This is a genomic window from Aeromonas sp. R5-1 (assembly GCF_040908265.1).
GTDB lineage: Bacteria > Pseudomonadota > Gammaproteobacteria > Enterobacterales > Aeromonadaceae > Aeromonas > Aeromonas caviae.
Genome location: NZ_JBFODJ010000110.1, coordinates 18,654 through 43,702 on the forward strand (window position 1 = coordinate 18,654; position 25,049 = coordinate 43,702).

The window sequence follows — 25,049 nt, forward strand, 5'->3', positions numbered from 1 at the left end:
AGGGCGCCTTTGTTGTCGATGGCAGGTATTCGACATAAAAAAACGCCCCGCAAGTGCGGGGCGTTTTGGCAAGAAAGGCTTATCAGGCAGCCAGGTTCTTGGCCACGAATTCCCAGTTGACCAGGGCCCAGAAGGTTTCCATGTACTTCGGACGCAGGTTGCGGAAATCGATGTAGTAGGCGTGTTCCCACAGGTCGACGGTCAGCAGCGGGGTGGTACCGGCTTCGGTCAGCGGGCAACCGGCGTTGGAGGTGTTGACGATGGCCAGGGAGCCGTCAGCCTTTTTCACCAGCCAGGTCCAGCTGGAGCCGAAGTTGCCGATGGCAGACTTGGTGAACGCATCCTTGAACTCGGCGAAGGAGCCGAAGGCCTTGGTGATGGCATCGGCCAGGGCGCCAGTGGGTTCGCCACCGCCGTTCGGGGAGAGGCAGTGCCAGTAGAAGGTGTGGTTCCAGATCTGGGCAGCGTTGTTGAAGACGCCACCAGTGGAGGTCTTGATGATCTCTTCCAGAGACTTGCCTTCAAACTCGGTACCCGGCACCAGGTTGTTCAGGTTGACCACGTAGGTGTTGTGGTGCTTGCCATGGTGGTATTCCAGAGTTTCCTGGGAGATGTGCGGTTCCAGAGCATTGATTGCATAGGGCAGAGCGGGAAGTTCGAAAGCCATTTTCTACTCTCCATTGGCTGGTCCGTGCGAAGGCGACGGTTGCAAGACATTGCGTACTCTTTTCTATCTTGAAAAGAATTGTTCTTGAAATGAGGGGGCCAGACGGCCCAAAGCCCGTCGATTGTAGCAGTATCAAAGATGGGCGAACAACCCTTGATTCTTGCCATGATCCGGATCAAGCTGCGGCGTATTGATGCATGACTTCTTTCATTCGCAACGGTTTGCCAGTTTGTGGTCTGCCCGGATTGCAGTAGAATGGCCGCCGAAATCGCTCCAGTGAGGCATTTATGGAAACTATTGAAAAGATCAAACAGCAGTTGGCTGAGAATCCCATCATCCTCTACATGAAGGGATCCCCCAAGCTGCCCAGCTGCGGTTTCTCTGCCCAGGCCTCCCAGGCCCTGATGTCCTGCGGCGAGCCTTTCGCCTATGTCGACATCCTGCAGAACCCGGACATCCGCGCCGAGCTGCCGAAATTCGCCAACTGGCCCACCTTCCCGCAACTGTGGGTCGAGGGCGAGCTGGTCGGTGGTTGCGACATCATGATCGAGATGTTCCAGGCCGGCGAGCTGCAGACCCTGATCAAGGAAACTGCCGCCAAGCACAAGCAGGATGACGCTGCTGCCGAGTAAGGCCGCATCCATACCATGCAAAAAGGGGAGCCACTGGCTCCCCTTTTCTTTGTGCCCACGACAGACATCAGGCGATGCGTTCGAGGCGCGCCATGTAGAAGCCGTCGAAGCCGGTCTCGGCCGGGCTGACGTTGTGATCGCCGATCAGGCGGAAGTGCTCGTTGGCGGCGAGGAACTTGTCCACCTGCTGGCGGTTCTCCTCGGGCAGGATGGAGCAGGTGGCGTAGACCAGCAGGCCGCCCACCTTCACCATCTGGCTGTAGCGCTGCAGGATCTCCTCTTGCAGGACGACCAGCACCGGCAGGCGCTCGGCGGTGTCGCGCCACTTGGCATCCGGGTTGCGCTTGAGCACGCCAAGGCCGGAGCAGGGGACGTCCAGCAGCACGCGATCGGCGCTTTCTTTAAGGCGCTTGACGGTCTTGCTGCTGGTGATGACCCGGGTCTCCACGTTGTGGGCACCGGCGCGGCGGGCGCGCTGCTTGAGGTTCTCCAGTTTCCACTCTTCCACGTCCATGGCCAGCAGACGGCCCTTGCCCTGCATCATGGCGGCCAGGTGCAGGGTCTTGCCGCCGGCACCGGCACAGGCGTCGATGACCCGCATGCCGGGCTTGACGTCGAGGGCCGCGGCCACCAGCTGGGAGCCGGCATCCTGCTGCTCGAAGCAGCCATCGGCAAAGGCCTGGGTACGGAACAGGGCGGCGTCCGAGGTCACTTGCAGGGCGGTCTCCACTCCGTCGACGGGCACTGTGGTGACATGCTCTTTGGCCAGCATGGCTTGCAGCTCGTCCCGGGTGCACTTGAGGGTGTTGACCCGCAGGTAACGCTTGGGCATCCAGGCCAGGGCGGCACGCTCGGCCGGCCAGGCGTCGCCCAGTTGCTCGCTGCCGAGCTTTTCCAGCCAGGCAGGGCAGCCGTCCATCAGCACGGGGTTCTTCTTGGCCTCGGTCAGGCGGCGGCGGAACGCCTCCTCGTTGAAGCGATCCAGGGTCGGGTGGTTGGGCTGATCTATCTTGTGGAAGGCGTGCCAGCTGTGCAGCAGCGGCCAGACATTCTTCTCCGCCTGACGGACCTGGATGCCGGTGAGGAAGCAGTAGAGGCTGAGGCGGCGCAGCAGATCGCCGGTGACCAGGGCAATCCTTGCCTGTTCTGGCGGTTTGAGTTCGATGCCGGAGAAGTGACGTGCATAGGCGCGGTCGAGGGTAAGACCCTGACCCAGCACATCGTCAACAATGGCAACGACCAGATCCCCGAAACGGGGCAACAGTGGGGACTTGAGCATGAGATTAACCTTGGCCAAAGAAAGAGTGAACCGGCCCCGTCGAAGAGGGGTTCTGGAACGGACAAATCCGCGCCATGATAGGGGCTAGTCTGCATTGGTGCAACCTTCCCCATTCGGGGAATGTACAGAGGATGTTGCTGGACTAATCGGACCAGCGGGCAAATGATGCCGTGGCAGTTCAGGTGAATCCGTTTAAAAAGGAATTAAAAAGATGCAGTTGATGAAATATTCTCCGCTGGCGGTGCTGGTGGCGGGTCTGATGACGTCCGGCAACCTGATGGCCGGCGAGTGGCATACGGTCACGGCGCGGGCCACCGCCGCCGATGGGTACGAGGTGAGGGCCAGCCAGTATCGCATCGTCACCGTCTCCACCGATTACCTGGCTGCCCTGAAGGGGGGCGAGCGCCGCCTGACCTTGCCTCTGCCGGATGGCAAGGAGGTGACCTTCAGTCTGCAACCCTATGATCTGCTGCCAGCGGATCTGGCCGCCAAATATCCCGATATCCTGGCCTTCAAGGGGTACAACGAAGCGGCGCCGGGCGAGACCGGGCGCTTCGATCTCGGTCCCCAGGGATTCCACGCCATGTTCAGCCATGAAGGGAAGATGGTGTTCGTCGATCCCCTTCGCAATGGGGAAGGCTATGCCGTCTATTACCAGCAGGATGCCCACAGCCGGCTGGAAGAAGAGGCGGACAAGGTGATCGGGGGCGAGGCCAAGAAGCTGGCCCGCCAGGTGCTGGTGGATGGCAACGAGCGCAAGCGCTATGTCATCGCCATCTCGGCGGCGGGGGAGTACACCCAGTATCACGGCGGCACCGTGGAGGCGGGTCTTGGCGCCATCACCACCCTGCTCAACCGGGTCAACGAGGTCTACCAGCGTGACGTGGCGGCCGAATTCCAGCTGGCCAGCGGCAACGACACCATCATCTTCACCGACGTGGCGAACGATCCCTTCAACAATGATGACGGCGATATCGATGCCAACATGCAGGTGCAGGCCGATGCCCTGACCAAGGGGCTGGGGGCCTTCGACATCGGCCATGTGGTCAATACCGGTGGCGGCGGTCTGGCGGGACTGGGCGTACTCTGCACCCCTGACAAATCGGCGGGGATGACGGGCTCCTCCGAGCCGGTGGGGGATGCCTTCTTCATCGACTACGTAGCCCACGAGATTGGTCACCAGTTCGGAGCAGACCACACCTTCAACGGCACCACAGGCAGCTGTGGTGGCGGCAACCGGGAGGCAAGCCAGGCCTGGGAGCCGGGCAGCGGCAGCTCCATCATGGCCTATGCGGGGATCTGCGGAGACGAAGATCTGCAGCCCCACAGCGAGCCCTATTTCCACAGCAAGTCCATCGAGCAGATGCGGGCCCACATGGCCACTGTGCCAAAATGCGGCACCCCGTTGGCGCTGGTCAACAATGCGCCCCAGGTGGCGGCAGGCAATGACTACGTCATCCCTGCCAACACCCCCTTCGTGCTCAAGGGGGCGGGGGCCGATCTTGACAGCGATCCGCTGAATTACACCTGGGAGCAGATCGATCTGGGGACGGAGTCGAGCAGCCCGGCCACCATGGTGGACGACGGCAGCCGCCCGCTGTTCCGTTTCGTGGCGCCGACCAGCTTGCCGGAGCGCACCCTGCCGAGTCTCACCTCCCTGCTCACCAACACCCTGGCGATAGGGGAGGCCTGGCCTGCCACCAACCGGGACCTGAACTTCCGCCTCACGGCGCGGGACGGCAAGGGCGGTGTCGCCAGCGATGACATGAAGATCCAGGTGGTCAACACCGGCAAGGCCTTTGCCCTGACCAGCCCGGTGGTGACCCCCCTGGGGGCGGGCAAGACGCAGACCATCAGTTGGGAAGTGGCCGGCACCAATGTAGCCCCCATCAACTGCAGCAAGGTGGATCTCTTCATGACCCGGGACGAGGGGGCAAACTGGACTTCCCTTGCCAGCGGCAAACCCAACTCGGGCTCGGCGAGCGTCACCATCCCGGCGGGCAAGGATGGCACTGCCCGCTTGAAGGTGGCGTGCAGTGACAACATCTTCTTCGCCATCAGTCCCCTCAAGCTCTCGGTCACCCAACGCGGTGAAGAGGGGGGAAGCGGTGGCGGCGGTGCCCTCGGCTTCTGGACCCTGGCCCTGGCGTTGCTGGGCTGGCAGCGGAGGCGGGCATGAGACTGGCCGGGGTGCTGCTGCTCACCCTGCTCGGCGGTTGTCAGGCCGATGCAGACACCCTGGAGCAGGCGGTCAGCGCCAGCCTCGCCAGGCAGGATTACCGGCTGATCGTGCGGGCCGGGCGCGGCGAGGTGGCGCCCGGGATCGCGGCGGATCAGCAGGCGGCGGCCAAGGCGCGCTGCGGCGTGCGCTATCTCGACGGATTCGGGGATGTCATCAAGCCGGATCAGAAGGAGGCCCACGCCAGGCTGAGCGCCTATGCGGCGGACTACAACCGGCGCATGCTGGCCCATTGCCCGCCGGTTGACGGCAAGCAGTAGGCTGACGGTCATCGGCATAAAGAGGGAGGCATGAGCCTCCCTCTCTTTTTGCTCCGCCATTTGGCCGCCCCGAGGCTTGTACCCATGGCGCGCTCGTCGCACAATGCCTGCACCCATCGCCGCACGGGCGGCAGAGAAAGAGAGAAGGAAAATCAAGATGATGGATGTGGCTGATCTGCGTCGCGAATACACCAGGGGTGGACTGCACCGGGCCGATCTGCCGGCCGAGCCCCTCGCCCTGTTCGAGAAGTGGCTGGCCCAGGCGTGCGAGGCCAGACTGACCGATCCCACCGCCATGGTGGTGGGCACCGTGGATGCTGATGGCCAGCCCTGGCAGCGCACCGTGCTGCTCAAGCACTACGATGCCGAAGGCATGGTGTTCTACACCAACATGGGCAGCCGCAAGGCGCATCAGCTGGAGGGCAACCCCCGCATCAGCCTGCTCTTCCCCTGGCACACCCTGGACAGACAGGTGCACGTGACCGGCCGGGTGGAGAAGATGAGCACCTTCGAGGTGATGAAGTATTTCCACAGCCGTCCCAAGGACAGCCAGATCGCCGCCTGGGTCTCCAAACAGTCGACCCGCATCTCGGCCCGTGGCGTGCTGGAGGCCAAGTTCCTCGAACTCAAGCAGAAGTTTGCCAATGGCGAAGTGCCGCTGCCGAGCTTCTGGGGTGGTTTCCGGGTGCGCATCGACACCGTCGAGTTCTGGCAGGGCGGGGAGCATCGTCTGCACGATCGCTTCTATTACACCCGCGAGGGGGACGGCTGGCACATCGAGCGCCTGGCGCCCTGATGAACATCGCCCGGCTCAAGAATTTCACCGAGATAGTGAAGAACAACTTCAACATCTCGGCGACGGCGGAGAAGCTCTATACCTCCCAGCCGACCCTCAGCAAGCAGATGAAGATGCTGGAAGAGGAGCTGGGGCTGGCGCTGTTTACCCGCAAGGGCAAGAACCTGGCGGGCCTGACCCCCATGGGGGAGCAGGTGATGGAGCTGGCCAGGGGAGTGGTGGCCCAGGTGGAGCAGATTGGCCAGCTTTCCCTCGGGGATCAGCTGGCCACCAGCGGGGTGCTGCGCATCGCCACCACCCACACCATGGCCCGCTACAAGCTGCCGGCGGTCATTACCGAATTCTCCCGCCGCTACCCCGAGGTGAGCATCCAGCTGCATCAGGGAGCCCCTGCCCAACTGGCGCAGATGGCGCAAAACGGGGATGTGGAGATGGCCATCGCCACCGAGTCCATGCACCTGTTCGACGAGCTGGCGACCGTGCCCTGCTATCGCTGGGGGCGCAGCGTGGTGGTGCCCCACGGCCATCCGCTGCTGGACTGCCAGCCGCTGGCCATGGCGGATCTGGCCCGGTATCCCCTCATCACCTATGTGTTCGGTTTCACCGGCCGCTCCAAGATGGACAAGGCGTTCGGTCGCCATGGTCTCAGCCCCCGCATCGTGCTGACAGCCACCGACAGCGACATCATCAAGCACTATGTGCGCCTGGGGATGGGAGTCGGGGTGATTGCCACCTCGGCGTTCGACGAAGGGGACAGGGAGAGCCTGGTCTGCCTCAACATCGATCATCTGATCGCCTCGAGCGTGGCCCATGTGTGCCTGCGCAGGCACGCCCACCTGCGGGACTACATGTACGACTTCATCCACCTCTATGCCCCCCATGTGAGCCGGGAGACGGTGCAGCTGGCGCTGCTCAACCAGGGAACGCCCGCTCCGTCTGCGACTCTGCCCTGGCTCTGACGCCGAGACATAAAAAAGAGAGGCCGTCGGCCTCTCTTTGCATTGCTATCCCCTTGTACTGATCCCTCAGGCGGCTCGGGTCGCCAGATTGACGAAGATCTGGGCTCCCACCAGCAGGCAGTCGTCGTCCAGGTAATAGGGGTTCGCGTGCAGGTAGTTGCAGATCCCCTTGGCCTGATTGCCGCTGCCGAGGAAGAACATGGCCCCCATGCGGCTTGGCGTGGCGTTGATCATGTAGCTGAAGTCCTCGCTGCCGGTCATGGGCTGGCCCTTTGCGTTGATCCCGTCGCTGGACAACACATTCGAGGCGGCTTGTTGCAGGCGCTCGCAGGCCTGGGGGTGGTTCTCCACTGCCGGGTAGCCGGCATAGACCATGGTGGTCTTGAAGCCGCGCAGCTCGCTCTGGGCGATGATGTCCCTGAAGCTGTTTTTCAGGATCTGGTCGGTTTCGGCGTCCATGGCGCGGATGGTGCCACGGGCCTGCACATGATCGGCGATGGTGTTGGGAATGGTGCCGCCGTTGATCATGCCGCAACCAAAGACCGCCGGGCTGAACGGACTGGTGCGCTTGGCGACGATGTAGTCCATGTCCTCGATGATCCGCACCGCCTCCCGGATGGCATCCAGCCCCTTGTGGGGGGTGGAGCCGTGGGCGGAGATGCCGTGCACATCGAGCGTCCAGGCAGACCCCCAGGAGGACATGACCCCCTGGTTGAACTTGATGGTGCCCGTCTCCATGGCGCCGTCGTTGTGCAGGGCATAGACCTCGTCCACCCCCTTCATGCAGCCAAGCTCCACCATCTTTTCGGCACCGGGGACGCGCATGTCCTCTTCCGCCATCTGGAAGATGAAGCGGACGTTGTACCGCAGGCGCTCGCGGTTGGCGGCCAGAAACCTGGCGGCGGTCAGAGCGATCGCCATGTGGGAGTCGTGGCCGCAGTTGTGGGCCATCCCCTCATGGGTGGATTTGAACGCCACCTCGCTCATGTCGTGCATCTCCAGGCCATCCATGTCGGCACGAAAGGCAATGGTGGGCAGGGCAGGGTCGACCGCCAGATCCCCGTGAAAACCGGTGAAACCGGGATACAGGGTGATCCTGTAGCCGAACTCTTCCATCAACCCACGGCAGTAGGCAGAGGTCTTGAACTCGGCCCCCGAGTATTCCGGGATGCGGTGCAGGTGGTGGCGCACTTCGTAGCTGAAGTCGCGCAGGGCCAACAGGTCAGGTTCGATATGGTAGTGGTTCATCAGATGATCCCTTGAATGGAGAAACCGAGCTGGGCAACCAGGGAGGCGCCAAAGAAGCAGCAGGTGGAGACGATCATGAAGATGAGGATCACCTTCCACGACATCTTCTTGAGCTCCTCCAGCTGACCGCCCACCGAGAGGCCGGCGAAGGCCAGGAGCGGCACGCAGCAGGAGAGGAAGGAGATCTTGGCCACGGCATCGATGAAGAGGCCGCGCACCGGGGTCTCGGGCAGGCAGATGAGAATGCCGATGATGGTGGCATAGGCAAAGGCCGGCAGGGAGGAGGGCAGATAGCGCTTGGTCACCAGGGAGGCGAACACCACCAGGGACATGGCGACGAAGCTGTCCCCCATCTGCCACAGCGGCAGGCCCGAGGTCAGGGTCTGGGTGAACATGGCCAGCAGGATCGCCAGGAAGACGAAGCGCATATCCATCACGATGCTTTTCATGCTTTCTCTCCTTTGGCGGTCAGGGCATAGATTTTTTCAGCGAGCGGCAGACCCAGATAGGTGAGGGAGAGCGCCCCCAGGGCCGACGAGAGCAGGTTCGAGGCGGCGGCGATGCTGAGCACCTGCTGGGCCATCGCCTCGTCCAGGCCGTTGATGAGGGCACCGGAGGCGGCGCTCAGCATGGAGCCGGATCCCACGCCGGAACCGGCGGCCAGGGCCAGGGGATGCAGTCCGGTGAGGGGGGCGATGCTGCCGAGCACGCTGAACCAAAGGGTGCCGATGACGGAGCCGCACAGGTAGATGGCGAGCACGCCGATGTACTCCTGGGAGCCGGTGCCGAACTTGCCCTGGATCACCGCGACCGAGGGTTCACGGCTGATGGAGGAGCAGGCCCCGATGGCGCGGCGGCCAAAGCCGAACTTCACCGCCAGCGGAATGGCGATGAGGATGGGCAGGAGGTTGCCTATCTCCTGCAGGAAGAGCGGTACGCCGACGCTCAGGATCATCTTGAGGTTGGGGATGATCATCCCCGCATACTGGGTCCCGAGGATCAGCAGGCTGAAACCCACCATCTTGCCGCAGAAGCCCTCTTCTCGCTCGGTGAAGAGTCTCTTCCAGCCGGGAATGCGATCCTTGACGGGCTTGGCGGAGACGATCATGCCGATGATGACGGCAAAGAGCATGGGCAGGATGGGGATGATGGCGATGCCGAGTCTGATCTCCTGCTTCCCGATGAGGGATTGGGCCACGAAGATCAGCAGGGTGGTCGCCAGGGTACTGACTACTACCGTTTTGAGTGGGCTGGTTGGCTGCATAGTGTGTTCTCTTGTTATCCGTTGTCCTTCATGGGCGTCTTTGGTCACGCCATGATGGGGGCATGATAGGAAGCGAGGAGGGGAAGGAATGTGACCGCCATCAAGTCAGCCATATGGCATTTTTTCATGGGGTATGCCGTTTAACCATGGTAAACATATGGTTTAACAACTCATTGGCAGCTGCTTATGCTGCCTCAGACAGGAGTGTGGTGCCGCCCGGGCACCCGGTGTCTGATCCGGGGGGGGATGTGGGGGAAGGAATGGATCTGTTGATCGAGGGTGCGCTCTGGCGCCCCTCCTGGCAAGCGGCGTTGCAGGCCTGGCAGCACCGGGGAAACCGCTGGTGGCTGCTGCTTGGCAAAGGGGAGGCGAGGGAGATGGCACCCTGGTCGGTCAGCCCGCCAGATGGCATTCTCCGTGCCCGCAACCTGCTTGCCGCCTGGCTGGGTGAGGCCGCCTCCCCGCTGATGGCGACACAGCCGGACCGGCAGATCCTGATCGCTGCCTCCGGCTCCCTGCTGACCCTGGCCAGAGAGAGCGGCCTGCTCACCCTGGGGCCCGCGGGGGCGGATCACCGCCTCGGTGCCGATGACGACCTTGGGGTTGCCCTGCAACGCCTGCTTGCCCGCCGCCTGATGAGCCCGGTGCTGCGCGAGCCTGGCGGGCAGGACGCGCTGGTGCTGCGCCCCCTGCTGCCCGGCGATGAGAGCGCCATCCTGCGTTATTGTTCGGATGCGGCGCTCGCCCGCTATACCCTCAACATCCCCCACCCCTATTCGCCGGAGGCGGCGCGGGACTGGCTTGCCCTGAGCGGGCGCAAGGCTGCTCTCGGGCTGGGATGCACCTGGGCCCTGACTCTGCCCCAGGGGCGTGAAGACGAGCCCGCTCCCCTGGTCGGCACCCTCTCCCTGCACTGGCACGGGGAGCTGGCATGGTGGGTCGGCGTGCCCTGGCAGAACAGGGGGCTGGCCACCCGGGCCGCGAACCTGGTCAGGGCGTTTGCCTTCGAACAGTGGCACCTGCCTGCCCTCACCGCCCGCCACATGCCGGGCAACCTCGCCTCAGGCCGGGTGATGGAAAAGACTGGCATGCACCATGACGGGCGTCGGCCAGATCCGGCCGATGGCGCCCTCGAGCTCGATCACTGGCGGCTGGATCGCCCGGCGCGCCTGACGGATGCGCGCAAAGAGGCGCTGGCCCCCTGGCTGGATGACGAGGAGGTGGTCGTGGCCATACTGCACGATGAGGGGGTGGCGCTCTTCATGGCGGGGGAGGCGACAGAGGGCGAGCAGACACTCAGCGGGCTGACGGTGCGGCGCTATCCCCTGGCCATGCTGGCGCCAGAGGCACCCGGGGTGCAGGCCCATGGTGGTGGCGCCCTGCTCAAGGAGTGCGGGGATCTGGGCCTCGCCTATCTGCGGCGATTGCGACAGCCTGACGACGGACGCTGATGGCTTGCGCAAGGGCGTTCATCGCGAAGCCTGGTGCGGGGTCTGTCAGGTGTTTTCCTGAGTCCGTCCTCCCATTTTCAGACAAAGGCAGTGAAGAGGCGCCCCACTTCTGTGGAATAATGGCCGCCCTGCTGTACGAGGAGTAACGCTGTATGTTGAGAACCGAGCGTCCCGGCGACATGCTGCCAGTCTATGAGCTGGTGAGTGCCGCCTTTGGTCGTCCCGACGAGGCCGAACTGGTCAACCGCCTGCGCGAATGTGGGGCCGCCGTGGTCACCATGGTCGAGGAGGAAGAGTACGAGTTCATGGGGCACCTGATGCTGAGCCCGATCACCATTGAGGGACAGGAAGGGCCCTGGCTGGGACTGGCACCCGTGGCCGTGCATCCCGACTGGCAGGGGCAGGGCATTGGCTCGGATCTGGTTCGGGAAGGGCTGGACACGGCACTGGAGATGGACTGGAAGGCGGTGGTGGTGCTCGGGGATCCCGCCTACTACGCCCGTTTCGGCTTTCGGCCTGCCAGCGACTTCGGCCTGCACTGCATCTACGAGGTGCCGACGGAGTGTTTCATGGCGATGGAGTTGCAACCCGGCGGGCTTGACGGGGTAAGGGGCGAGGTGCTCTATCACCCCCTGTTCGATGAAGAGCCGGTGGAGTGACCGCCTGCCCATCCATGAAAAAGGACCCTTAGCGGGTCCTTTTTCATGCCATGCCCATCGCTTGAACGGACGTCACTGGGCCAGGGATTTCAGCTGCTGCTTGCCCGGCGGGTTGTTCCAGTCGATGGGGCCGTGGGTGAAACGGTACTGAAGCCTCGGCAGACTCAGTTCCAGCCACTCCTCCCGGAAGTAGGCATAGCCCTGGTCCCAGTCCGGATCCTGCGCCCAGCCGGTCTGCAGGAAGTGGAGCCGGGTGCCCTGGCCCTCCGGCACGAAGCGCAGGCTGACCTGGGTCTTCTGCTGACGAATGTGGGGAAACTGGGGAGGGAAATTCCAGCTGAAGCTGAGCAGATCATGGGGCATGACCGCCATCACCCGGCACCCTTCGCTGCCACGCTCGCCGAGGGGAGCATCGGGTCTGAAATAGATCTCGAACGGTCCGTTGGGTTCCGGGACCATGAGGCACTCCGGCGCCAGAAAACTGCGCAGCCCGCTCTCCGTGGTCCAGGCCCGCCAGACATCGTCAATGTGGGCGGGTACCAGAATACTGCCTTCAATTTGCTTGTTATCCATAAATCAGTGAACCTCAAACCAGTCATGGACGGGACCTCGGCAGTATAGCCTCTGAGGCGATAAAATAGGCAGCCCTGTGTCACACGGTTACGTATTCAAGAGGGTCCACATTGCCGATTTGACAGCACGGCGGGATCCATCGAGAGTGGGAAGCGACAAGCACGCAACGCAAGGATGGTGTCATGATCAGAATGATGACGGAAGCTGATGAGCCCATGCTGGCGCAGCTCTTCCTCAAGGGAAGGCGCCAGGCCTTCCATTGGGTTGATCCCGCCCTGTTCCGGCTCGAGGATTTTGCCGAGCAGACCCGGGGCGAGGAGATCTGGGTGGCGGAGAAAGGGGGCAGCCCGTGCGGATTCGTCTCCATCTGGGGGGCCGAGAGCTTCGTGCATCATCTCTACGTGGTGGCGGACTGGCACGGGCAGGGCATGGGGCGGGCCTTGCTTGCCGCCGGCTTGGCCGGGTACCCCTCCCCGGCCTCCCTCAAGGTGGCCATGCGCAACACCACGGCGATGGCTTTCTATCATCGCCTGGGCTGGGAGAACACCGAAGAGACGGGTCATTGCGACATCACGGGCCCCTGGCGCAGGCTGGTGTTGACGCCCGATGCCGCAGGGGAATAAGCCGCTGGCAGACTGCGGCAACCGCACCGCACATTGATCTCCAGCCCTGGCAGGGCATAAAAAAGCCACTTCGCGGGAAGTGGCTCTTCAACACATCCGGGGGAGGGCAGACCTTCCCTCGCTCAACCGATGATCACAGGGCCGCCACGGCCTCTCTTACCAGGGCGGCCAGCTCTTCCCACCTGCCCTCGTCGATGAGCTTGGCCAGCACCATCCAGGTGCCGCCGCAGGCGATCACGGCATTCAGCCCCAGATACTCTTTCAGATTGGCCGGCGTCACGCCGCCGGTGGGCATGAAGCGCACCGGATAGACGGCGCCCAGGGCCTTGAGCATGGCGGTGCCGCCTGACTGCTCTGCCGGGAAGAACTTGAGGTGGCGCAGGCCCATTTCCATGGCTTGCTCCACCAGGCTGGGGTTGTTGACCCCGGGGATGATGGTGACGTCCTTGACCAGGCAGTACTGCACCGTGGTCGGGTTGAAGCCGGGGCTGACGATGAAGTCGGCGCCCGCCGCAACGGCCGCATCCACCTGCTCGCGGTTGAGCACGGTGCCGGCCCCGATCAGCAGATCCGGGTAGGCCGCGCGCATCTGGCGGATGGCCTCTGCGGCGGCGGGGGTGCGGAAGGTCACCTCGGCGGCGGGCAGGCCATTTTCCACCAGCACCCGGGCGAGGGGGACGGCCTGGGCAGCATCTTTCAGCGCGATGACGGGGGGGCTTCGAGGCGGGCGATGAGATCAGACATGGTGCGTTTCCTTGAGTGATGGCATGTGGGAGGGGGGAATGATGGCCCCCGGATACTGGATGACGGCCGCCGCCAGGCTGTGGCCTGCCCGGGCGGCGTCGGCGACGTCGGCCCCTTGCAGGCGTGCGGCGAGATAACCGGCGCTGAAGGAGTCGCCCGCCGCCGTGGTGTCGATCACCTGTTCGGGGGACAACCGCAGGGCGGCGATTTCGATCTGCTGCGCTGCCGTGACCACCAGGCAAGGCTCAGAGCCGCGCTTGACGACGATCTCGCCCACCCCGAAGCCCTGGCTCCCTGGCTGCATTGCGAGCGCAACCCCTACTGGCGCAAGCTCCACGAGCATATCGACGACAAGGCCATCTCCAGCTGGTGCGACGATCACGACCAGATCCTCAAGGCCCTGATGCGCAAGGATCCGCAGGCGGCCAAGCTGGCCATGTGGCAGCACCTGGAGAACACCAAGCAGATGCTCTTCCAAGCCACCATCTTCGATGACGAAATGGAGGATGACCGCTACCTCTTCTCCGAAAATCCCGTCGTTCATCTGACCCAGCCTTCCACTGCCAACGGCTAGTGGAAGATTCTCGGGGGCGAACCCTCGAGGTTGTTTCAACCCCATGGAGGCGCTGGGCTGATGGCGTGGCCCACAGCGCCCGGGCAAATTGCTGCTCCACTCGCCGGTTTTTGCTGGCGACGCCACCTGGAGCTGGCCCATGTCAAATGTAGCCACCCCCCGCAGAGCCTTTGGCCTGATCTGGAGATGTGCTGCGCTCGTGGGGCGGATACATCCTCTCAAGGTGAGAAAAAGGATACAAAAAGGGCCACTTCTTGCGAAGTGGCCCTTTCCAAACGTTTGGTGGAGCTGGGGGGATTTGAACCCCCGTCCAAAATTACTACATCCTCGGTACTACATGCTTAGTCACTCTTTACATTCGCCAACACGCTGCGGAGAGACACGCCACGCATTGACTAGCTCGATTGGTTTTAATGCTTCCGCCCCGAGCAGGACTTCCACACGATCCTGTGAAGGATGACCTTCCATTTCCCTAGGACACAGGCAAGCTAGGGGAGAAGGGCTCAGCGCAGGTTATTAAGCTGCGAGTGCGTAGTTTTCGTCGTTTGCGACTATTTTTTTGCGGTTTATTAACGAGGCCTACCGCACCTCGGCATGCACCTTGGGTTTCGTGAATCTTGTCGAATCCAGAATCAGCCCCAAGTTGTCAAAAGGGATTGTACGCAAAAATCCTGTCATGGCAAGGCGTTGATGGCAATCGACCGGCCTTGGCCGGTCGATTGCTGGTTTATTGGTCGCCGCATGGGGGCCGGCGGCGCACGATCAACCGCGGTGTTTGTTTTTCATGATGCGGGCTTTTTCCCGATCCCATTCCCGGGCCTTGGTATCTTCACGTTTGTCGTGTTCTTTCTTGCCCTTCACCAGGCCGATCTCGACCTTGACCCAGCACGCTTTCCAGTAGAGGGCCAGCGGCACTATGGTGTAGCCCTGACGAGCGGTCAGGCTCTCGAGCTTGTCGAGTTCACGGCGACTGAGCAGCAATTTGCGGGTGCGGGTCGGATCGCATACCACGTGGCTGGAGGCGGCGTTCAGCGGCAGGAAGCTGGAGCCGAACAGGAAGGCTTCCCCCTGCATGAAGATGACATAGGCTTCGCTGATGTTGGCCTTGCCCGCCCGCAGGGACTTCACTTCCCACCCTTGCAGGGACAGGCCGGCTTCCACGCGCTCTTCGATGAAGTACTCGTGACGGGCGGTTCTGTTGAGTGCAATGGTGCTGGACCCGGCTTTGTTTTTACTGTTTTTTTTGCTCATGACGGGGGCCTTAGGCAATGTTTAGGAAGGCGCATTATACGTGGGTGGCGGCGGCTGTAAAACGCACAGCGCTCCGAGTGGCGGCTTTGTGAGCAGTTCGATGACGATTTTGAGGGAAGGGCGGGGCGAGAGCGGACCACACTGTCCGGAAAGTGTGCGATTGCCCTGCTTGGTGACCCGCGAACAGTTTCGGCGGTGATTTTGGCTGACAAGGTGATAAAATCGGGCCGATTGGATGAGGAAAACCCATGCCCCGTATTACTCGCAGTGCCCTGGTGATGTTCAGCGCGGAACAGATGTTCCGGCTGGTCAATGATGTTGATGCCTATCCTGAGTTCCTGCCCGGCTGTGTCGGCAGCCGTGTTCATGAGTCGGGTGAAGACTACATGATGGCCTCGGTCGATGTGGCCAAGGCAGGTATCGCCAAGACCTTTACCACGCGCAACCAGCTCGATGCCAATCGCACCATCAAGATGGAGCTGGTGGAGGGGCCTTTCAGCAAGCTGGCGGGATGGTGGACCTTCACACCCCTGGACGTGGATGCCTGCAAGGTGGAGTTCGATCTCGACTTCGAGTTCACCTCCAAGCTCATTGAGCTGGCCTTTGGCCAGATCTTCCGCGAGCTGGTGAGCTCCATGGTGCTTGCCTTCTCCAATCGTGCCAAGGTGGTTTACGGTGTCTGAGCTCCTCAATATCGAAGTGGCCTATGCCCTGCCCGAGCGGCAGACGGTGCTGTGCATCCGGGTCGCGCCCGAGACCAGCGTGCTGGCGGCCATCGAACAATCCGGCATCCTGCAAAAGCACCCGGAGATCGACCTGTCGGTCAACAAGTTCGGTATCTACAGCCGTCCGGTTAAGGGCGCAGAGCCGGTGCAGGAGGGGGATCGCATCGAGATCTACCGCCCTCTCATCGCCGACCCCAAGGAGATGCGCAAGAAGCGTGCGGAAAAAGCCAAGGAAGAGGGGCGTGCCGATGTGGTCACCGGCGGGCGGCCCGATGTGCACCGCAAGCGAGACGATGCCGGCACCTGACGGGTGATGGGTTGTGACAAAGGGGCGCCGTGGCGCCCCTTTGTGATCGTCTCGCCCGACACGGGGCATCACAGGGTGAGCAGGCGCTCGTTTTCCACCGTCTCTATCCCGCTCTCCTGGATGGCAAGGCGCGCCATGGCGTGCGCCACCTGACTGGCCTCGATGGCACGCCAGCGGCGCAGCGACCCGCGCAGCAGGGGCTTTACCAGCGGATAGATGGCCTGGATGATCTGTTCCGAACGGCGCGCAGGTTCGCGATGGCCGAGCAGCATGGCCGGGCGCAGGATGACAAGCCGCTGCCACTCCTGGGCCAGCAGGGCCTGCTCCATCTCGCCCTTGGTGCGGGGATAGAGGGCAGGGGAACCCGGGTTGGCGCCCAGACTGGAGACCACCAGCAGGCGGCGGCAGCCGTGGCGACGGGCGAGTGCGGCAAAGGCCAGCACATAGTCGAGATCGACCCGGCGAAATGCCTCGGCCGAGCCGGCATCCTTGCGGGTTGTGCCAAGGCAGCAGAAGGCAATATCCACAGGGGAGGGCAACGTCAATCTGTCCAGCGCGTCGAACGAGGTGGGCAGCCAGGTGCGTCCCGGAGCGGGGTCGCCCGGTTTGCGGCAGAGCAGGAGGAGGTCGTGCTCCGTCCCCAGCTCGCGCAGCAAGGCTTTGCCAATCAGACCGGTGGCGCCGGCAATCAGGAATCGACTCATGATGATCTCCTCGGGGCAATGAGGCATCCAGAGTGTGGCCCGGAGACATCACCGGGGCCAGAGAGAACAAAACCGGCAGAAGCCGGTTTTGTGGTGTCATCTAGAGCGGTGTGGTGAAGGCGGCAGGGAGAGGGAAATCACCGGTCACGGTGGCCAGTCTGTCACCCACGAAGTTGAGGGTCAGCTCCTTGCGCTCCTTGTCGCCCCGACCGGGCTGGAACTCATAGAGGTAGTACCAGGTGTTGGGGTCAAAGCTGTCGCGCAACATGGGAGAACCCAGCACGAACTCGACCTGTTCGCGGGTCATGCCTTGGCGCAGCTTGTCGACCTGCTTTTGTTCCACATAGTTGCCCTGGGGAATATCGATGCGATAGACCAGGCTGCAACCGGACAGGGTGAGGGCGGTCAGGGCCGCGGCAATCAGGTGTTTCATCCGCATATCGGGTTCAGATCATCCATACAGTCTTTTTAGCTCGGCAAATCATACCCACTCCCCGTGCGGAAGTAAAAAGCCATTGATCCATCAGCCAATAAAAAGGGCCGCGTGGCGGCCCTGGCAGATCTTGCCCCCTTACATGGCGGCGCGGAAGATGGCGACGATCTCCGCGTGAGTCGCCTGCCTGGGGTTGGTGAGACCACAGGCATCCTTGAGCGCATTGGTGGCCAGCACGTCTAGGTCGTCGGCCCTGACCCCGAGCTGCTCCAGACCGGCGGGGATCTTGACGTCGCGAGCCAGTTGCCGGATGGCGTCAATGGCTGCCGCCGCACCCTGCTCATCGCTCATGGCGCTTACATCCACCCCCATATGACGGGCCACATCCTTGAGCCGACCGGCGCACACCCGGGCGTTGTAGGCCTGGACATGGGGCAGCAGCACCGCATTGCACACCCCGTGGGGCAGGTCGTAGAAGCCGCCGAGCTGGTGAGCCATGGCGTGCACATAGCCCAGGCTTGCGTTGTTGAAGGCCATGCCGGCCAGGAACTGGGCATAGGCCATCTGCTCACGGGCATGGAGATCCTCCCCCTGATGCACGGCGGTGCGAAGGTGTTCGGCAATCAGTGCGATGGCCATCACGGCGCTGGCATCGGTGACCGGGGTGGCGGCGGTGGAGACATAGGCCTCGATGGCGTGGGTCAGGGCATCCATGCCGGTGGCGGCGGTGAGGCCGGCGGGCTTGGCCAGCATCAGTTCCGGGTCGTTGACCGACATCAGCGGCGTGACGTGCTTGTCGATGATGGCCATTTTCACCTGACGGGATTCGTCGGTAATGATGCAAAAACGGGTCATCTCGGAGGCGGTGCCGGCCGTGGTATTGATGGCGATGAGCGGCAACTGCGGCTTGGCGGAGCGATCCACCCCCTCGTAATCCTTGATGCTGCCCCCATTGGCGGCCACCAGGGCGATGCCCTTGGCGCAGTCGTGGGGTGAGCCGCCGCCGAGCGAAATGACGCAGTCGCAGCCGTGGGCCCGGATCATCGCAAGACCCGCCTCGACGTTGGCCACGGTGGGATTGGGTCTGGTCTCGTCGAACACCACGGCACCGATGCCGTGCTCGGCCAGGAGGGCGGCAAGCCGGCCCACCACGCCAATCTGGCCCAGGATCTTGTCGGTGACGATGAGCGCCTTGCGATAGCCATGTCCCTGGATATCCGCTGCCGCTTCCTGCAGGCAGCCCGCCCCCATCAGGTTGATTGCGGGAATGTAGAACTTGAATGTCGCCATGATGGACTCCGTATGATTAGCCATTAAGTGGTATGCGGGCGCCAACATAACAGCGTCGGAGGGGATGAGAAGGGGTCAATGGTATCTCGTTTGCAACTTTGTGGACTCGATCGCGCTCTTTAAATGGACGGTCGCTCAAGGCTTGACAAGGGATGGGAGTGCAAAAGGAACGTAAAAACGTTTTTCAAGAAATTCATCATCTTAGCAAACGTTTCGCGCCATTTTTGTCAGCTTTGAAGCGCAGAAGTGTGAGGCGCGTCAAGGAATTGGAAAGCGCTTTCGACCATAGTTGGCGCCTCCCCGGATGAGGGGATATCGGCTTGAAAGTACCGTAAAGAATCACCTTAACTGCACTCGGCTGCCATACGGCGGGGCGCAACCAGGAGTCCACTATGTCTGATGTATTTCACTTGGGTTTGAAAAAAGCGGATCTGCAAGGCGCCACCCTGGCGATCGTCCCCGGTGACCCCGAGCGCGTGAAGCGCATCGCAGAACTGTTGGACAACCCGGTGCACCTGGCCAGCCATCGTGAATTCACCACCTGGCGCGGCGAGATGGACGGCAAGGCCGTGATCATCTGCTCCACCGGTATTGGTGGCCCGTCCACCTCCATCGCGGTGGAAGAGCTGGCCCAGCTGGGTATCCGTACCTTCCTGCGCATCGGCACCACCGGCGCCATCCAGCCGCACCTGAACGTGGGCGATGTGATCGTCACCACCGGTTCCGTGCGTCTCGACGGTGCCAGCCTGCACTTCGCGCCGATGGAGTTCCCGGCCGTGGCCGACTTCGACTGCACCACCGCCCTGGTGAACACCGCCAAGGAGCTGGGCTCCAAGCTGCATGTGGGCGTCACTGCTTCTTCTGACACCTTCTACCCGGGTCAGGAGCGTTACGACACCGTATCCGGTCGCGTGGTACAACGTTTCCAGGGTTCCATGAAAGAGTGGCAAGCCATGGGCGTGCTGAACTACGAGATGGAGTCCGCGACCCTGCTGACCATGTGTACCAGCCAGGGCCTGCGTGCGGGCATGGTGGCCGGTGTCATCGTGAACCGTACCCAGCAGGAAATCCCGAACGCCGAAACCATGGCGAAAACCGAATCTGATGCCATCAAGATCGTGCTGGGCGCCGCCCGCAAGCTGATCTGATAGCCCTCTTTGTAACAAAGAGTACCGAGTGGGGGGTGGGGGCCGTTGCGAAAGCGCGGCCCCTATCTTTATCCGCCGTTTGCCCCTTTTGCCTTCCTGGTCCTGCTTTCCCCCTTCTTCGTTACCCCTGTTGCACCGTCATGGCCGCCAGTGCCTGCGCAAAGGGCGCTTCACAGCGGATCTGTACCGCTTCGCCGCTCACCGGGTGCACAAAACCGAGTTCACTGGCGTGCAGCATCAGTCTGGGGGCCCGTTCGCAGCCGGGCGGGAGCAGGCCGCCATAGAGATCGCATCCCAGGATGGGATGGCCCAGCCACAGGCTGTGGATGCGCAGCTGGTGGGTGCGCCCGGTCTCCGGTACCAGCCTGACCCGGGTCAATGGCACCGGCTGGCCTGCCCCCTCCAGGGTGAATCGCTCCATTACCCGATAGCGTGAGCGGGCGGGTTTGCCGCTGGCGGCGCAGATGCTCATCAGCGGGAACAGCGCCGGATCCTTGGCGATGGATGCGTCGATGACGCCCTCATCCACCGCCAGATGGCCGCAGAGCAGTGCCTCGTAAGCCTTGCTCACGGTGCGCTGGCTGAACTGGTGGCAGAGCAGGGCGTTGATGCTCTTGTTTTTGGCCACCACCATGACGCCCGAGGTGCCAAAGTCGAGGCGGTGCACCAGGGTGCAGCCGGGGTAATCCTGTACCAGCCGGTAATGGACCGAATCGAGGTTCTGCGGGTTCTTGCCCGAGAGGCTCAGCAGGCCGCTCGGCTTGTTGATGAGCAGCAGATGCGCATCCTCAAACAGGATCTCGATGGTGGCGGCGCAGAGCGGAGCAACAAAGGTGTCGATGATGGCGGACATGGGGCAACCGGACGATGAAGGGAGAGGGATCATACCCGAACGATGGTGGCGCGGCGAATCTGGATGTCCGCTCCCGAAGCATATCGCCAAGTACTTGATCTCGTTGGTTGAGGCGTTTTGTGACTCCCTCCTGAGTTCATCTGGCCATCTCTTGCTAAGGTATGGCTCCCTGTCATGTTGTAAGGAGTCTGTCCATGGCGTTGCCCGTTATTCTCGATTGCGATCCTGGCCACGATGATGCCATCGCCCTCATTCTGGCGCTGGCGAGCCCCGAGCTGAAGGTGCTGGCGGTCACCACCAGCGCGGGCAACCAGACCCCGGACAAGACCCTCAACAATGCCCTGCGCATCCTGACCCTGCTCGGCCGCGACGACATCCCGGTGGCGGCGGGGGCAGCCAAGCCCCTGGCCCGTGAGCTCATCATCGCCGACAACGTCCACGGCGAATCGGGGCTGGACGGCCCAGAGCTGCCGGATCCCGCCTTTGCTCCCTGGGCGATGAGCGCCCTTGAACTGATGGCAAGATGTCTGCGCGAGAGCCCGGAGCCGGTCACCCTGGTGCCGACCGGGCCGCTCACCAACATTGCCCTCTTGCTGGCGGCCCACCCCGAGCTCAAGCAGAAGATCGCCCGCATTGTGCTGATGGGGGGCGCCGCCGGTGCAGGCAACTGGACCCCCGCGGCGGAATTCAATATTTATGTGGATCCCGAAGCGGCCGATATGGTCTTCAAGTCGGGGCTGCCCATCACCATGTGCGGGCTGGACGTGACCCACGAGGCCCAGGTGATGGACGAGGATATCGAGCGGGTACGCGCCATTCCCAACCCGGTGGCGCAGTGCGTGGCACAGCTGCTCGACTTTTTCATGATCTATCATCGGGATCCCAAGTGGGGATTTGCTGGCGCGCCGCTCCATGACCCCTGTACCATCGCCTGGCTGCTGGCGCCCTCCCTGTTTCACGGGGTGGAGTGCCGGGTCGATATCGAAACCGGCGGAACCCATACCCTGGGCATGACGGTGGTGGATCGCTACGACCTGACCGGCAAACCGGCCAATGCCCTGGTGCTGCTGGGGCTCGACAGGGTCGGTTTCATCGAGTTGCTGGTGCAGCGACTGCGCTCATTTGGTTGACATCCTGGACATCGGATAAGGGGTTGGGAATGTGGAAAGGGACGTTGGCGCTGCTGACATGCATGCAACTGACGGGTTGTGCGACCCCGTTCGAGAAGATGTGGCAGGGGCTGGCGACCTGCGAGCTGGACACCCTTCATCTCGACATCGAGACCGGGCGCCCGGCCAATCCGCAGCTCGCCATGTATACCCCTGACAAGGTGAGCGAGGGCTTTGCCTGGTACAAGGTCCATCAGGAGTTGCACGGCCTGCCCATCGTCGGCTTCCTGGTGCCAGCTTCCACCTTCGAGGTACATGCCCTCTTCGTGGATACCCCCATCGCCAATGCCCGCAGGCTGACCCACAACGCCTATGGCAGCGAATTTTCCGACGAGAGGCTGCATGACGAGGGGATGGCCCCCCTATTGCTGCGCGACCCCAACAATCCCAAGCGCTCCATCATCGACTGTACCCGGGGTGAGTCGGCGGAGCCGCTGCCGGAAGCGTCTTTCGGCGAAGGGGAGTGAGCCCGGGGGAGGGCAACGGGATATCAGGCCAGACAAGAAAGGGGCCAGCCGCAAGGCTGGCCCCTTCTCTATGGGAGCAGACCCGGGTCCGGGGTGTCAGGGATACCCCAGGGTCTGCCTGATGACGGGAAGCTGCGCAGCAATCCAGGCCGGATTGATGGGCCCCCAGTCGCTGATGCGGTAGTGCCCCTGCAGATGGCGAGCCCCCTCGGTCTGCTCGAAGGCGCACTGGATATCGAGCTCCGCCAGGGCGCTGAGGGTGTCCTGGGCGGTGCGGCGCGGCATGCCGGTCGCCTCCATGATGGCGGGCACGGTGTCCGTGCCCTGACTGATGAGGTGAGCCACGTAGAGCCGGCGATAGAAGCTGGTGCGGGTCTTGCTCGGCTCGCTCATATCTCGTCCTCGAGGCGATCGAAGTAGCGCCAGGTGGCGATGGCCGCCTTGCCCATCACCAGGGCCCAGACACCGAACCAGAACCAGCGGAAGAAGCTCCAGGTGGAGGCATCGGGCTCGGTGCTCGCGATCTTGGTGACGTTGGGGAACATGGAGAACATGTTCACGCGCCAGCCGTAGGAGGTGATGATGGCCAGGCGTTTTTCGAACTCCATGGACTTGGCTTTGGCCTGGACGTCGGCGGCGTTGAACTTGAAGTAGAAGGGCCAGCCCCATTCGGTGTCTTCATTGCGAAACACCCGGATCTTCTCGCCGGGGCGCTCGGTGTAGATGTAATAGACGTCGGTGGTGGGACCGTCAGCCGGGTTCTTCTGGCTGATGGGGCCATCCTTGTCGGTGCGCTTCACCTCCACCCCGGTGATGGTGGCGATGGTGTGCTCCGGCAGATAGAAATCGAGCCAGAGTGCGGAGAGCAGGGCGATGAGGCCGAGCATGATAAAAGCGGGTTTCTTGAACTTCAGGCTCATGATGATCTCTCGATGAGGGGGAGTGACGTGCCTCTACCATACCCACATTTGCGAAGGCAGCCCAGCCCCCAATGACACCTTGATGGCAAAAACCCGTTTTAAACAGGAGGCGTGAAGGGGGAGGAGCAAGTGCGGGGCCTGCGCCGGGCCCCGCGGTATCGAAGAGACCCTCTCGGGATCAGAGCTGGAACTGGGCGAGCTGCCTGCGCTGCTGCTCGGCGAGCTGTGACAGTTCGTGACTGGCGGCGGCACTCTGGCTGATGCCGACAGCGTTCTGGTTCACGATCTCGTGGATGTTGGTGAGGTTGCGGCTGATGTCGGCGGTGACGCAGGATTGTTGTTCTGCCGCGGTCGCCACCTGGGCGTTGGCACCGTTGATCTGGTTGACCGCGTCCGTGATGCCCCCCAGCAAGGCCTGTACCTCGGCGGAGAGCTGCTGGTTGTGGCCGAGGATCTCCAGGGTCTGCTGCACGCCGCTGTTGGCGGAGAGGGACTGGCTCTGCAACTGTTCGATGATGGCCTGGATCTCCTTGGTGGAGTCCTGGGTACGGGCGGCCAGCAGGCGCACTTCGTCGGCCACCACCGCAAAGCCGCGGCCGCTTTCACCGGCGCGGGCCGCCTCGATGGCGGCGTTGAGGGCCAGCAGGTTGGTCTGCTCCGAAATGCTCTGAATGACTTCGATCACCTTGCCGATCTGCTCGGACTGGGACTTGAGCCTGGCCACCACAGTCGCGGCGTTCTCCAGACTGCCCGCCATGCGGCCGTTGGCCTCGATGCTTTCGGCAAACAGGGTCAGCCCCTGCTCGACCCGACTGTTGGCATCCCGGGCCAGCTCGTCGGCCAGGGCGGCATTGTGGTTGACGTTGTCAGCGGTACTGGCCAGCTCGGTGACGGCGGAGGCCACCTGTTCGGTCTCACCGCGCTGCTGCTGGGCGTTGACCTCTGCCTGGGTCATGACAGCGGCAAGCTCGGTGGCGGCGGAGGCCACATTGCCGCTGATGCCGGTCAGGGTCTGGATGGTGTTGGCAAGCTGGCTCAGGGTCCGGTTGATATCCCTAGCGAGCTGGCCCAGCTCGTTGTTGCCTTCGGCATTGGCACGCACGTTGAAGCGGCCGAGGGCGACGGCGTGCATCACCTCCTGCAACTGGCCGATGGGCTGCACGATGCGCCCGGAGATCCACCAGCCACCCAGCAGGGCCGCGATCAGGGTGCCCCCCATCAGCAGCAGGGTGCGCAGCAGGGTCGCGCGGTAGTGGGCCTGCTCCTCGGCAATCTCAGTCTGGGTCAGCTGATTGATGTGGACGGACATGGCATCGATCTGCTTGATGAGCGCCTCCCCCAGATCGCGAAAGTGCAGGCGGGCCTGCTCATAGGCGGCGGGATCGCCACTGCCTTGGTACTTGGCGGTCAGCAGGGGCAGCATGCTGCTGCGGGTATGGCCGAGGTAGGCCTGCAGGGCGGCCGCGACCTGACGGTTGTCCTGCTCGGCACCGGTGACAACCAGTCTGGTCAGGATGGCGCCAATCTCCTGTTCGGCGGCGGAGAGCTGGGCCGGCAACTGGGCGAAGAGGGCCTCATCGTACAGGCCGTAGATGGCGTTGGTGCGCAGCCGGTAGGTGGCGTGGATCAGGGCCGCGATGTCGTCCTTGTGGCGGGTGACGCTGGCGGTGGTTTCATTCATGTCCTGAATGGCACCGTCGATTTCCTGTTTGCTGATCACGGCCATCAGCAGCATCAACAGGCTGGCGAGCAGGAGAGGGATAAGCACTTGAAGACGAATGGACAGATTATTCAATGACATGAAAGATCCTAAC

30 protein-coding genes and 1 other RNA gene are annotated in these 25,049 nt (G+C 62.8%); 14 read left to right on the top strand and 17 right to left on the bottom strand.

Annotation, left to right across the window (positions count from 1 at the left end):
- Positions 1-82: 82 nt before the first annotated feature.
- A complete protein-coding gene (gene sodB / locus AB5Y64_RS15505; protein ID WP_010673954.1) occupies positions 83-667 on the bottom strand; it encodes a superoxide dismutase [Fe] in 585 nt (194 codons plus the stop codon).
- A gap of 287 nt (positions 668-954) precedes the next feature.
- On the opposite strand from sodB, the gene AB5Y64_RS15510 reads away from it, so the two are divergent.
- Entirely contained in the window at positions 955-1,299 is a 345-nt protein-coding gene (locus tag AB5Y64_RS15510) for a Grx4 family monothiol glutaredoxin (protein ID WP_010673955.1), read from the top strand.
- A gap of 67 nt (positions 1,300-1,366) precedes the next feature.
- Here the strand turns inward: AB5Y64_RS15510 and AB5Y64_RS15515 are convergent, their stop codons facing one another.
- Positions 1,367-2,578: an RsmB/NOP family class I SAM-dependent RNA methyltransferase gene (locus AB5Y64_RS15515; RefSeq protein WP_368204186.1), complete on the bottom strand. Its 1,212-nt coding sequence runs from the start codon at positions 2,576-2,578 to the stop codon at positions 1,367-1,369.
- Positions 2,579-2,789: 211 nt separating this feature from the next.
- On the opposite strand from AB5Y64_RS15515, the gene AB5Y64_RS15520 reads away from it, so the two are divergent.
- The 4 genes from AB5Y64_RS15520 to AB5Y64_RS15535 all read left to right on the top strand — a co-directional run bounded on the left by AB5Y64_RS15520 (position 2,790) and on the right by AB5Y64_RS15535 (position 6,832).
- Entirely contained in the window at positions 2,790-4,757 is a 1,968-nt protein-coding gene (locus AB5Y64_RS15520; protein WP_319883289.1) for a reprolysin-like metallopeptidase, read from the top strand.
- The gene (locus AB5Y64_RS15525) at positions 4,754-5,077 is read left to right on the top strand and encodes a hypothetical protein (protein ID WP_010673958.1); all 324 of its coding nucleotides are present in this window, start codon (positions 4,754-4,756) and stop codon (positions 5,075-5,077) included. The genes AB5Y64_RS15520 and AB5Y64_RS15525 overlap by 4 nt, the downstream gene beginning before the upstream one ends.
- A 157-nt stretch (positions 5,078-5,234) precedes the next feature.
- Positions 5,235-5,873, top strand: a complete 639-nt coding sequence (gene pdxH, locus AB5Y64_RS15530) for a pyridoxamine 5'-phosphate oxidase (protein WP_134996668.1) — start codon at positions 5,235-5,237, stop codon at positions 5,871-5,873.
- Positions 5,873-6,832 (top strand): LysR substrate-binding domain-containing protein, encoded by a 960-nt coding sequence (locus AB5Y64_RS15535; RefSeq protein ID WP_010673960.1) that lies wholly within the window; start codon positions 5,873-5,875, stop codon positions 6,830-6,832. Before pdxH ends, AB5Y64_RS15535 begins: the two co-directional genes overlap by 1 nt.
- A gap of 66 nt (positions 6,833-6,898) precedes the next feature.
- Here the strand turns inward: AB5Y64_RS15535 and AB5Y64_RS15540 are convergent, their stop codons facing one another.
- From AB5Y64_RS15540 to AB5Y64_RS15550, 3 genes are read right to left on the bottom strand one after another with little or no spacing between them, the layout of a single operon-like run.
- Positions 6,899-8,080: a M20 family metallopeptidase gene (locus AB5Y64_RS15540; RefSeq protein ID WP_368204188.1), complete on the bottom strand. Its 1,182-nt coding sequence runs from the start codon at positions 8,078-8,080 to the stop codon at positions 6,899-6,901.
- A complete protein-coding gene (locus AB5Y64_RS15545) occupies positions 8,080-8,529 on the bottom strand; it encodes a hypothetical protein (RefSeq protein WP_042016367.1) in 450 nt (149 codons plus the stop codon). The genes AB5Y64_RS15540 and AB5Y64_RS15545 overlap by 1 nt, the downstream gene beginning before the upstream one ends.
- Positions 8,526-9,344, bottom strand: coding sequence for a DUF3100 domain-containing protein (locus AB5Y64_RS15550; RefSeq protein ID WP_368204190.1), 819 nt, complete (start codon positions 9,342-9,344; stop codon positions 8,526-8,528). Before AB5Y64_RS15550 ends, AB5Y64_RS15545 begins: the two co-directional genes overlap by 4 nt.
- Before the next feature lie 260 nt (positions 9,345-9,604).
- Here AB5Y64_RS15550 and AB5Y64_RS15555 point away from each other — a divergent pair, with 260 nt between their 5' ends.
- The gene (locus AB5Y64_RS15555) at positions 9,605-10,795 is read left to right on the top strand and encodes a GNAT family N-acetyltransferase (RefSeq protein ID WP_368204192.1); all 1,191 of its coding nucleotides are present in this window, start codon (positions 9,605-9,607) and stop codon (positions 10,793-10,795) included.
- A 152-nt stretch (positions 10,796-10,947) separates the two neighbouring features.
- Positions 10,948-11,454, top strand: a complete 507-nt coding sequence (locus AB5Y64_RS15560; RefSeq protein ID WP_010673966.1) for a GNAT family N-acetyltransferase — start codon at positions 10,948-10,950, stop codon at positions 11,452-11,454.
- A 72-nt stretch (positions 11,455-11,526) separates the two neighbouring features.
- Here the strand turns inward: AB5Y64_RS15560 and AB5Y64_RS15565 are convergent, their stop codons facing one another.
- A complete protein-coding gene (locus tag AB5Y64_RS15565) occupies positions 11,527-12,027 on the bottom strand; it encodes an SRPBCC domain-containing protein (protein ID WP_010673967.1) in 501 nt (166 codons plus the stop codon).
- A 182-nt stretch (positions 12,028-12,209) separates the two neighbouring features.
- Between AB5Y64_RS15565 and AB5Y64_RS15570 the strand changes: the two genes are divergently transcribed.
- Positions 12,210-12,650, top strand: a complete 441-nt coding sequence (locus AB5Y64_RS15570; RefSeq protein ID WP_042880882.1) for a GNAT family N-acetyltransferase — start codon at positions 12,210-12,212, stop codon at positions 12,648-12,650.
- Positions 12,651-12,783: 133 nt separating this feature from the next.
- On the opposite strand, the gene eda is transcribed toward AB5Y64_RS15570, so the two are convergent.
- On the bottom strand, positions 12,784-13,308 hold the full coding sequence (gene eda, locus AB5Y64_RS15575) for a bifunctional 4-hydroxy-2-oxoglutarate aldolase/2-dehydro-3-deoxy-phosphogluconate aldolase (protein WP_234823660.1): 525 nt from the start codon (positions 13,306-13,308) through the stop codon (positions 12,784-12,786).
- A gap of 78 nt (positions 13,309-13,386) precedes the next feature.
- On the bottom strand, positions 13,387-13,737 hold the full coding sequence (locus AB5Y64_RS15580; protein WP_307773820.1) for a PfkB family carbohydrate kinase: 351 nt from the start codon (positions 13,735-13,737) through the stop codon (positions 13,387-13,389).
- Here AB5Y64_RS15580 and AB5Y64_RS15585 point away from each other — a divergent pair.
- Positions 13,693-13,968 (top strand): FCD domain-containing protein, encoded by a 276-nt coding sequence (locus tag AB5Y64_RS15585; RefSeq protein ID WP_225160059.1) that lies wholly within the window; start codon positions 13,693-13,695, stop codon positions 13,966-13,968. The genes AB5Y64_RS15580 and AB5Y64_RS15585 overlap by 45 nt on opposite strands.
- Before the next feature lie 280 nt (positions 13,969-14,248).
- On the opposite strand, the gene ssrA is transcribed toward AB5Y64_RS15585, so the two are convergent.
- Positions 14,249-14,608: a transfer-messenger RNA gene (gene ssrA / locus AB5Y64_RS15590) on the bottom strand.
- A 122-nt stretch (positions 14,609-14,730) separates the two neighbouring features.
- Positions 14,731-15,219 carry an SsrA-binding protein SmpB gene (gene smpB / locus AB5Y64_RS15595; protein ID WP_010673973.1) on the bottom strand — a complete coding sequence of 163 codons (489 nt, stop codon included), beginning with the start codon at positions 15,217-15,219 and terminating at the stop codon, positions 14,731-14,733.
- 248 nt (positions 15,220-15,467) lie between these two features.
- On the opposite strand from smpB, the gene AB5Y64_RS15600 reads away from it, so the two are divergent.
- Both AB5Y64_RS15600 and AB5Y64_RS15605 read left to right on the top strand, forming a co-directional pair.
- Positions 15,468-15,902, top strand: a complete 435-nt coding sequence (locus AB5Y64_RS15600) for an SRPBCC family protein (RefSeq protein ID WP_010673974.1) — start codon at positions 15,468-15,470, stop codon at positions 15,900-15,902.
- Positions 15,895-16,251 carry an RnfH family protein gene (locus AB5Y64_RS15605; RefSeq protein ID WP_102948158.1) on the top strand — a complete coding sequence of 119 codons (357 nt, stop codon included), beginning with the start codon at positions 15,895-15,897 and terminating at the stop codon, positions 16,249-16,251. The genes AB5Y64_RS15600 and AB5Y64_RS15605 overlap by 8 nt, the downstream gene beginning before the upstream one ends.
- Before the next feature lie 68 nt (positions 16,252-16,319).
- Here the strand turns inward: AB5Y64_RS15605 and AB5Y64_RS15610 are convergent, their stop codons facing one another.
- The 3 genes from AB5Y64_RS15610 to yiaY form a co-directional block, all read right to left on the bottom strand.
- Positions 16,320-16,955, bottom strand: a complete 636-nt coding sequence (locus tag AB5Y64_RS15610) for an NAD-dependent epimerase/dehydratase family protein (RefSeq protein WP_041212681.1) — start codon at positions 16,953-16,955, stop codon at positions 16,320-16,322.
- Between the two features lie 100 nt (positions 16,956-17,055).
- Entirely contained in the window at positions 17,056-17,394 is a 339-nt protein-coding gene (locus AB5Y64_RS15615) for an outer membrane protein assembly factor BamE (protein ID WP_029314185.1), read from the bottom strand.
- Between the two features lie 132 nt (positions 17,395-17,526).
- Positions 17,527-18,678, bottom strand: coding sequence for an L-threonine dehydrogenase (gene yiaY / locus AB5Y64_RS15620; RefSeq protein WP_041212682.1), 1,152 nt, complete (start codon positions 18,676-18,678; stop codon positions 17,527-17,529).
- Between the two features lie 392 nt (positions 18,679-19,070).
- On the opposite strand from yiaY, the gene udp reads away from it, so the two are divergent.
- Positions 19,071-19,826, top strand: a complete 756-nt coding sequence (udp, locus tag AB5Y64_RS15625) for a uridine phosphorylase (RefSeq protein WP_010674037.1) — start codon at positions 19,071-19,073, stop codon at positions 19,824-19,826.
- A gap of 121 nt (positions 19,827-19,947) precedes the next feature.
- Here the strand turns inward: udp and AB5Y64_RS15630 are convergent, their stop codons facing one another.
- Positions 19,948-20,712 carry an RluA family pseudouridine synthase gene (locus AB5Y64_RS15630; RefSeq protein ID WP_368204195.1) on the bottom strand — a complete coding sequence of 255 codons (765 nt, stop codon included), beginning with the start codon at positions 20,710-20,712 and terminating at the stop codon, positions 19,948-19,950.
- A gap of 161 nt (positions 20,713-20,873) precedes the next feature.
- Here AB5Y64_RS15630 and rihA point away from each other — a divergent pair, with 161 nt between their 5' ends.
- Positions 20,874-21,809 (top strand): pyrimidine-specific ribonucleoside hydrolase RihA, encoded by a 936-nt coding sequence (gene rihA / locus AB5Y64_RS15635; RefSeq protein WP_043154549.1) that lies wholly within the window; start codon positions 20,874-20,876, stop codon positions 21,807-21,809.
- A gap of 29 nt (positions 21,810-21,838) precedes the next feature.
- Positions 21,839-22,315: a hypothetical protein gene (locus AB5Y64_RS15640; RefSeq protein WP_045525252.1), complete on the top strand. Its 477-nt coding sequence runs from the start codon at positions 21,839-21,841 to the stop codon at positions 22,313-22,315.
- Between the two features lie 96 nt (positions 22,316-22,411).
- On the opposite strand, the gene AB5Y64_RS15645 is transcribed toward AB5Y64_RS15640, so the two are convergent.
- The 3 genes from AB5Y64_RS15645 to AB5Y64_RS15655 form a co-directional block, all read right to left on the bottom strand.
- Positions 22,412-22,708, bottom strand: coding sequence for a helix-turn-helix domain-containing protein (locus tag AB5Y64_RS15645; protein WP_039039881.1), 297 nt, complete (start codon positions 22,706-22,708; stop codon positions 22,412-22,414).
- Entirely contained in the window at positions 22,705-23,235 is a 531-nt protein-coding gene (locus tag AB5Y64_RS15650; protein ID WP_010674042.1) for a DUF1523 family protein, read from the bottom strand. Before AB5Y64_RS15650 ends, AB5Y64_RS15645 begins: the two co-directional genes overlap by 4 nt.
- A gap of 178 nt (positions 23,236-23,413) precedes the next feature.
- Positions 23,414-25,036, bottom strand: coding sequence for a methyl-accepting chemotaxis protein (locus AB5Y64_RS15655; protein ID WP_368204197.1), 1,623 nt, complete (start codon positions 25,034-25,036; stop codon positions 23,414-23,416).
- Between the last annotated feature and the right edge of the window lie 13 nt (positions 25,037-25,049).

Excerpts from the sequence above, each read along its gene's own strand:
- sodB (WP_010673954.1), bottom strand. The coding sequence starts at position 667 with ATGGCTTTCGAACTTCCCGCTCTGCCCTATGCAATCAATGCTCTGGAA.
- AB5Y64_RS15510 (WP_010673955.1), top strand. The coding sequence starts at position 955 with ATGGAAACTATTGAAAAGATCAAACAGCAGTTGGCTGAGAATCCCATC.
- AB5Y64_RS15515 (WP_368204186.1), bottom strand. The coding sequence starts at position 2,578 with ATGCTCAAGTCCCCACTGTTGCCCCGTTTCGGGGATCTGGTCGTTGCC.
- AB5Y64_RS15520 (WP_319883289.1), top strand. The coding sequence starts at position 2,790 with ATGCAGTTGATGAAATATTCTCCGCTGGCGGTGCTGGTGGCGGGTCTG.
- AB5Y64_RS15525 (WP_010673958.1), top strand. The coding sequence starts at position 4,754 with ATGAGACTGGCCGGGGTGCTGCTGCTCACCCTGCTCGGCGGTTGTCAG.
- pdxH (WP_134996668.1), top strand. The coding sequence starts at position 5,235 with ATGATGGATGTGGCTGATCTGCGTCGCGAATACACCAGGGGTGGACTG.
- AB5Y64_RS15535 (WP_010673960.1), top strand. The coding sequence starts at position 5,873 with ATGAACATCGCCCGGCTCAAGAATTTCACCGAGATAGTGAAGAACAAC.
- AB5Y64_RS15540 (WP_368204188.1), bottom strand. The coding sequence starts at position 8,080 with ATGAACCACTACCATATCGAACCTGACCTGTTGGCCCTGCGCGACTTC.
- AB5Y64_RS15545 (WP_042016367.1), bottom strand. The coding sequence starts at position 8,529 with ATGAAAAGCATCGTGATGGATATGCGCTTCGTCTTCCTGGCGATCCTG.
- AB5Y64_RS15550 (WP_368204190.1), bottom strand. The coding sequence starts at position 9,344 with ATGCAGCCAACCAGCCCACTCAAAACGGTAGTAGTCAGTACCCTGGCG.
- AB5Y64_RS15555 (WP_368204192.1), top strand. The coding sequence starts at position 9,605 with ATGGATCTGTTGATCGAGGGTGCGCTCTGGCGCCCCTCCTGGCAAGCG.
- AB5Y64_RS15560 (WP_010673966.1), top strand. The coding sequence starts at position 10,948 with ATGTTGAGAACCGAGCGTCCCGGCGACATGCTGCCAGTCTATGAGCTG.
- AB5Y64_RS15565 (WP_010673967.1), bottom strand. The coding sequence starts at position 12,027 with ATGGATAACAAGCAAATTGAAGGCAGTATTCTGGTACCCGCCCACATT.
- AB5Y64_RS15570 (WP_042880882.1), top strand. The coding sequence starts at position 12,210 with ATGATCAGAATGATGACGGAAGCTGATGAGCCCATGCTGGCGCAGCTC.
- AB5Y64_RS15580 (WP_307773820.1), bottom strand. The coding sequence starts at position 13,737 with ATGCTCGTGGAGCTTGCGCCAGTAGGGGTTGCGCTCGCAATGCAGCCA.
- smpB (WP_010673973.1), bottom strand. The coding sequence starts at position 15,219 with ATGAGCAAAAAAAACAGTAAAAACAAAGCCGGGTCCAGCACCATTGCA.
- AB5Y64_RS15600 (WP_010673974.1), top strand. The coding sequence starts at position 15,468 with ATGCCCCGTATTACTCGCAGTGCCCTGGTGATGTTCAGCGCGGAACAG.
- AB5Y64_RS15610 (WP_041212681.1), bottom strand. The coding sequence starts at position 16,955 with ATGAGTCGATTCCTGATTGCCGGCGCCACCGGTCTGATTGGCAAAGCC.
- AB5Y64_RS15615 (WP_029314185.1), bottom strand. The coding sequence starts at position 17,394 with ATGCGGATGAAACACCTGATTGCCGCGGCCCTGACCGCCCTCACCCTG.
- yiaY (WP_041212682.1), bottom strand. The coding sequence starts at position 18,678 with ATGGCGACATTCAAGTTCTACATTCCCGCAATCAACCTGATGGGGGCG.
- udp (WP_010674037.1), top strand. The coding sequence starts at position 19,071 with ATGTCTGATGTATTTCACTTGGGTTTGAAAAAAGCGGATCTGCAAGGC.
- AB5Y64_RS15630 (WP_368204195.1), bottom strand. The coding sequence starts at position 20,712 with ATGATCCCTCTCCCTTCATCGTCCGGTTGCCCCATGTCCGCCATCATC.
- rihA (WP_043154549.1), top strand. The coding sequence starts at position 20,874 with ATGGCGTTGCCCGTTATTCTCGATTGCGATCCTGGCCACGATGATGCC.
- AB5Y64_RS15640 (WP_045525252.1), top strand. The coding sequence starts at position 21,839 with ATGTGGAAAGGGACGTTGGCGCTGCTGACATGCATGCAACTGACGGGT.
- AB5Y64_RS15645 (WP_039039881.1), bottom strand. The coding sequence starts at position 22,708 with ATGAGCGAGCCGAGCAAGACCCGCACCAGCTTCTATCGCCGGCTCTAC.
- AB5Y64_RS15650 (WP_010674042.1), bottom strand. The coding sequence starts at position 23,235 with ATGAGCCTGAAGTTCAAGAAACCCGCTTTTATCATGCTCGGCCTCATC.
- AB5Y64_RS15655 (WP_368204197.1), bottom strand. The coding sequence starts at position 25,036 with ATGTCATTGAATAATCTGTCCATTCGTCTTCAAGTGCTTATCCCTCTC.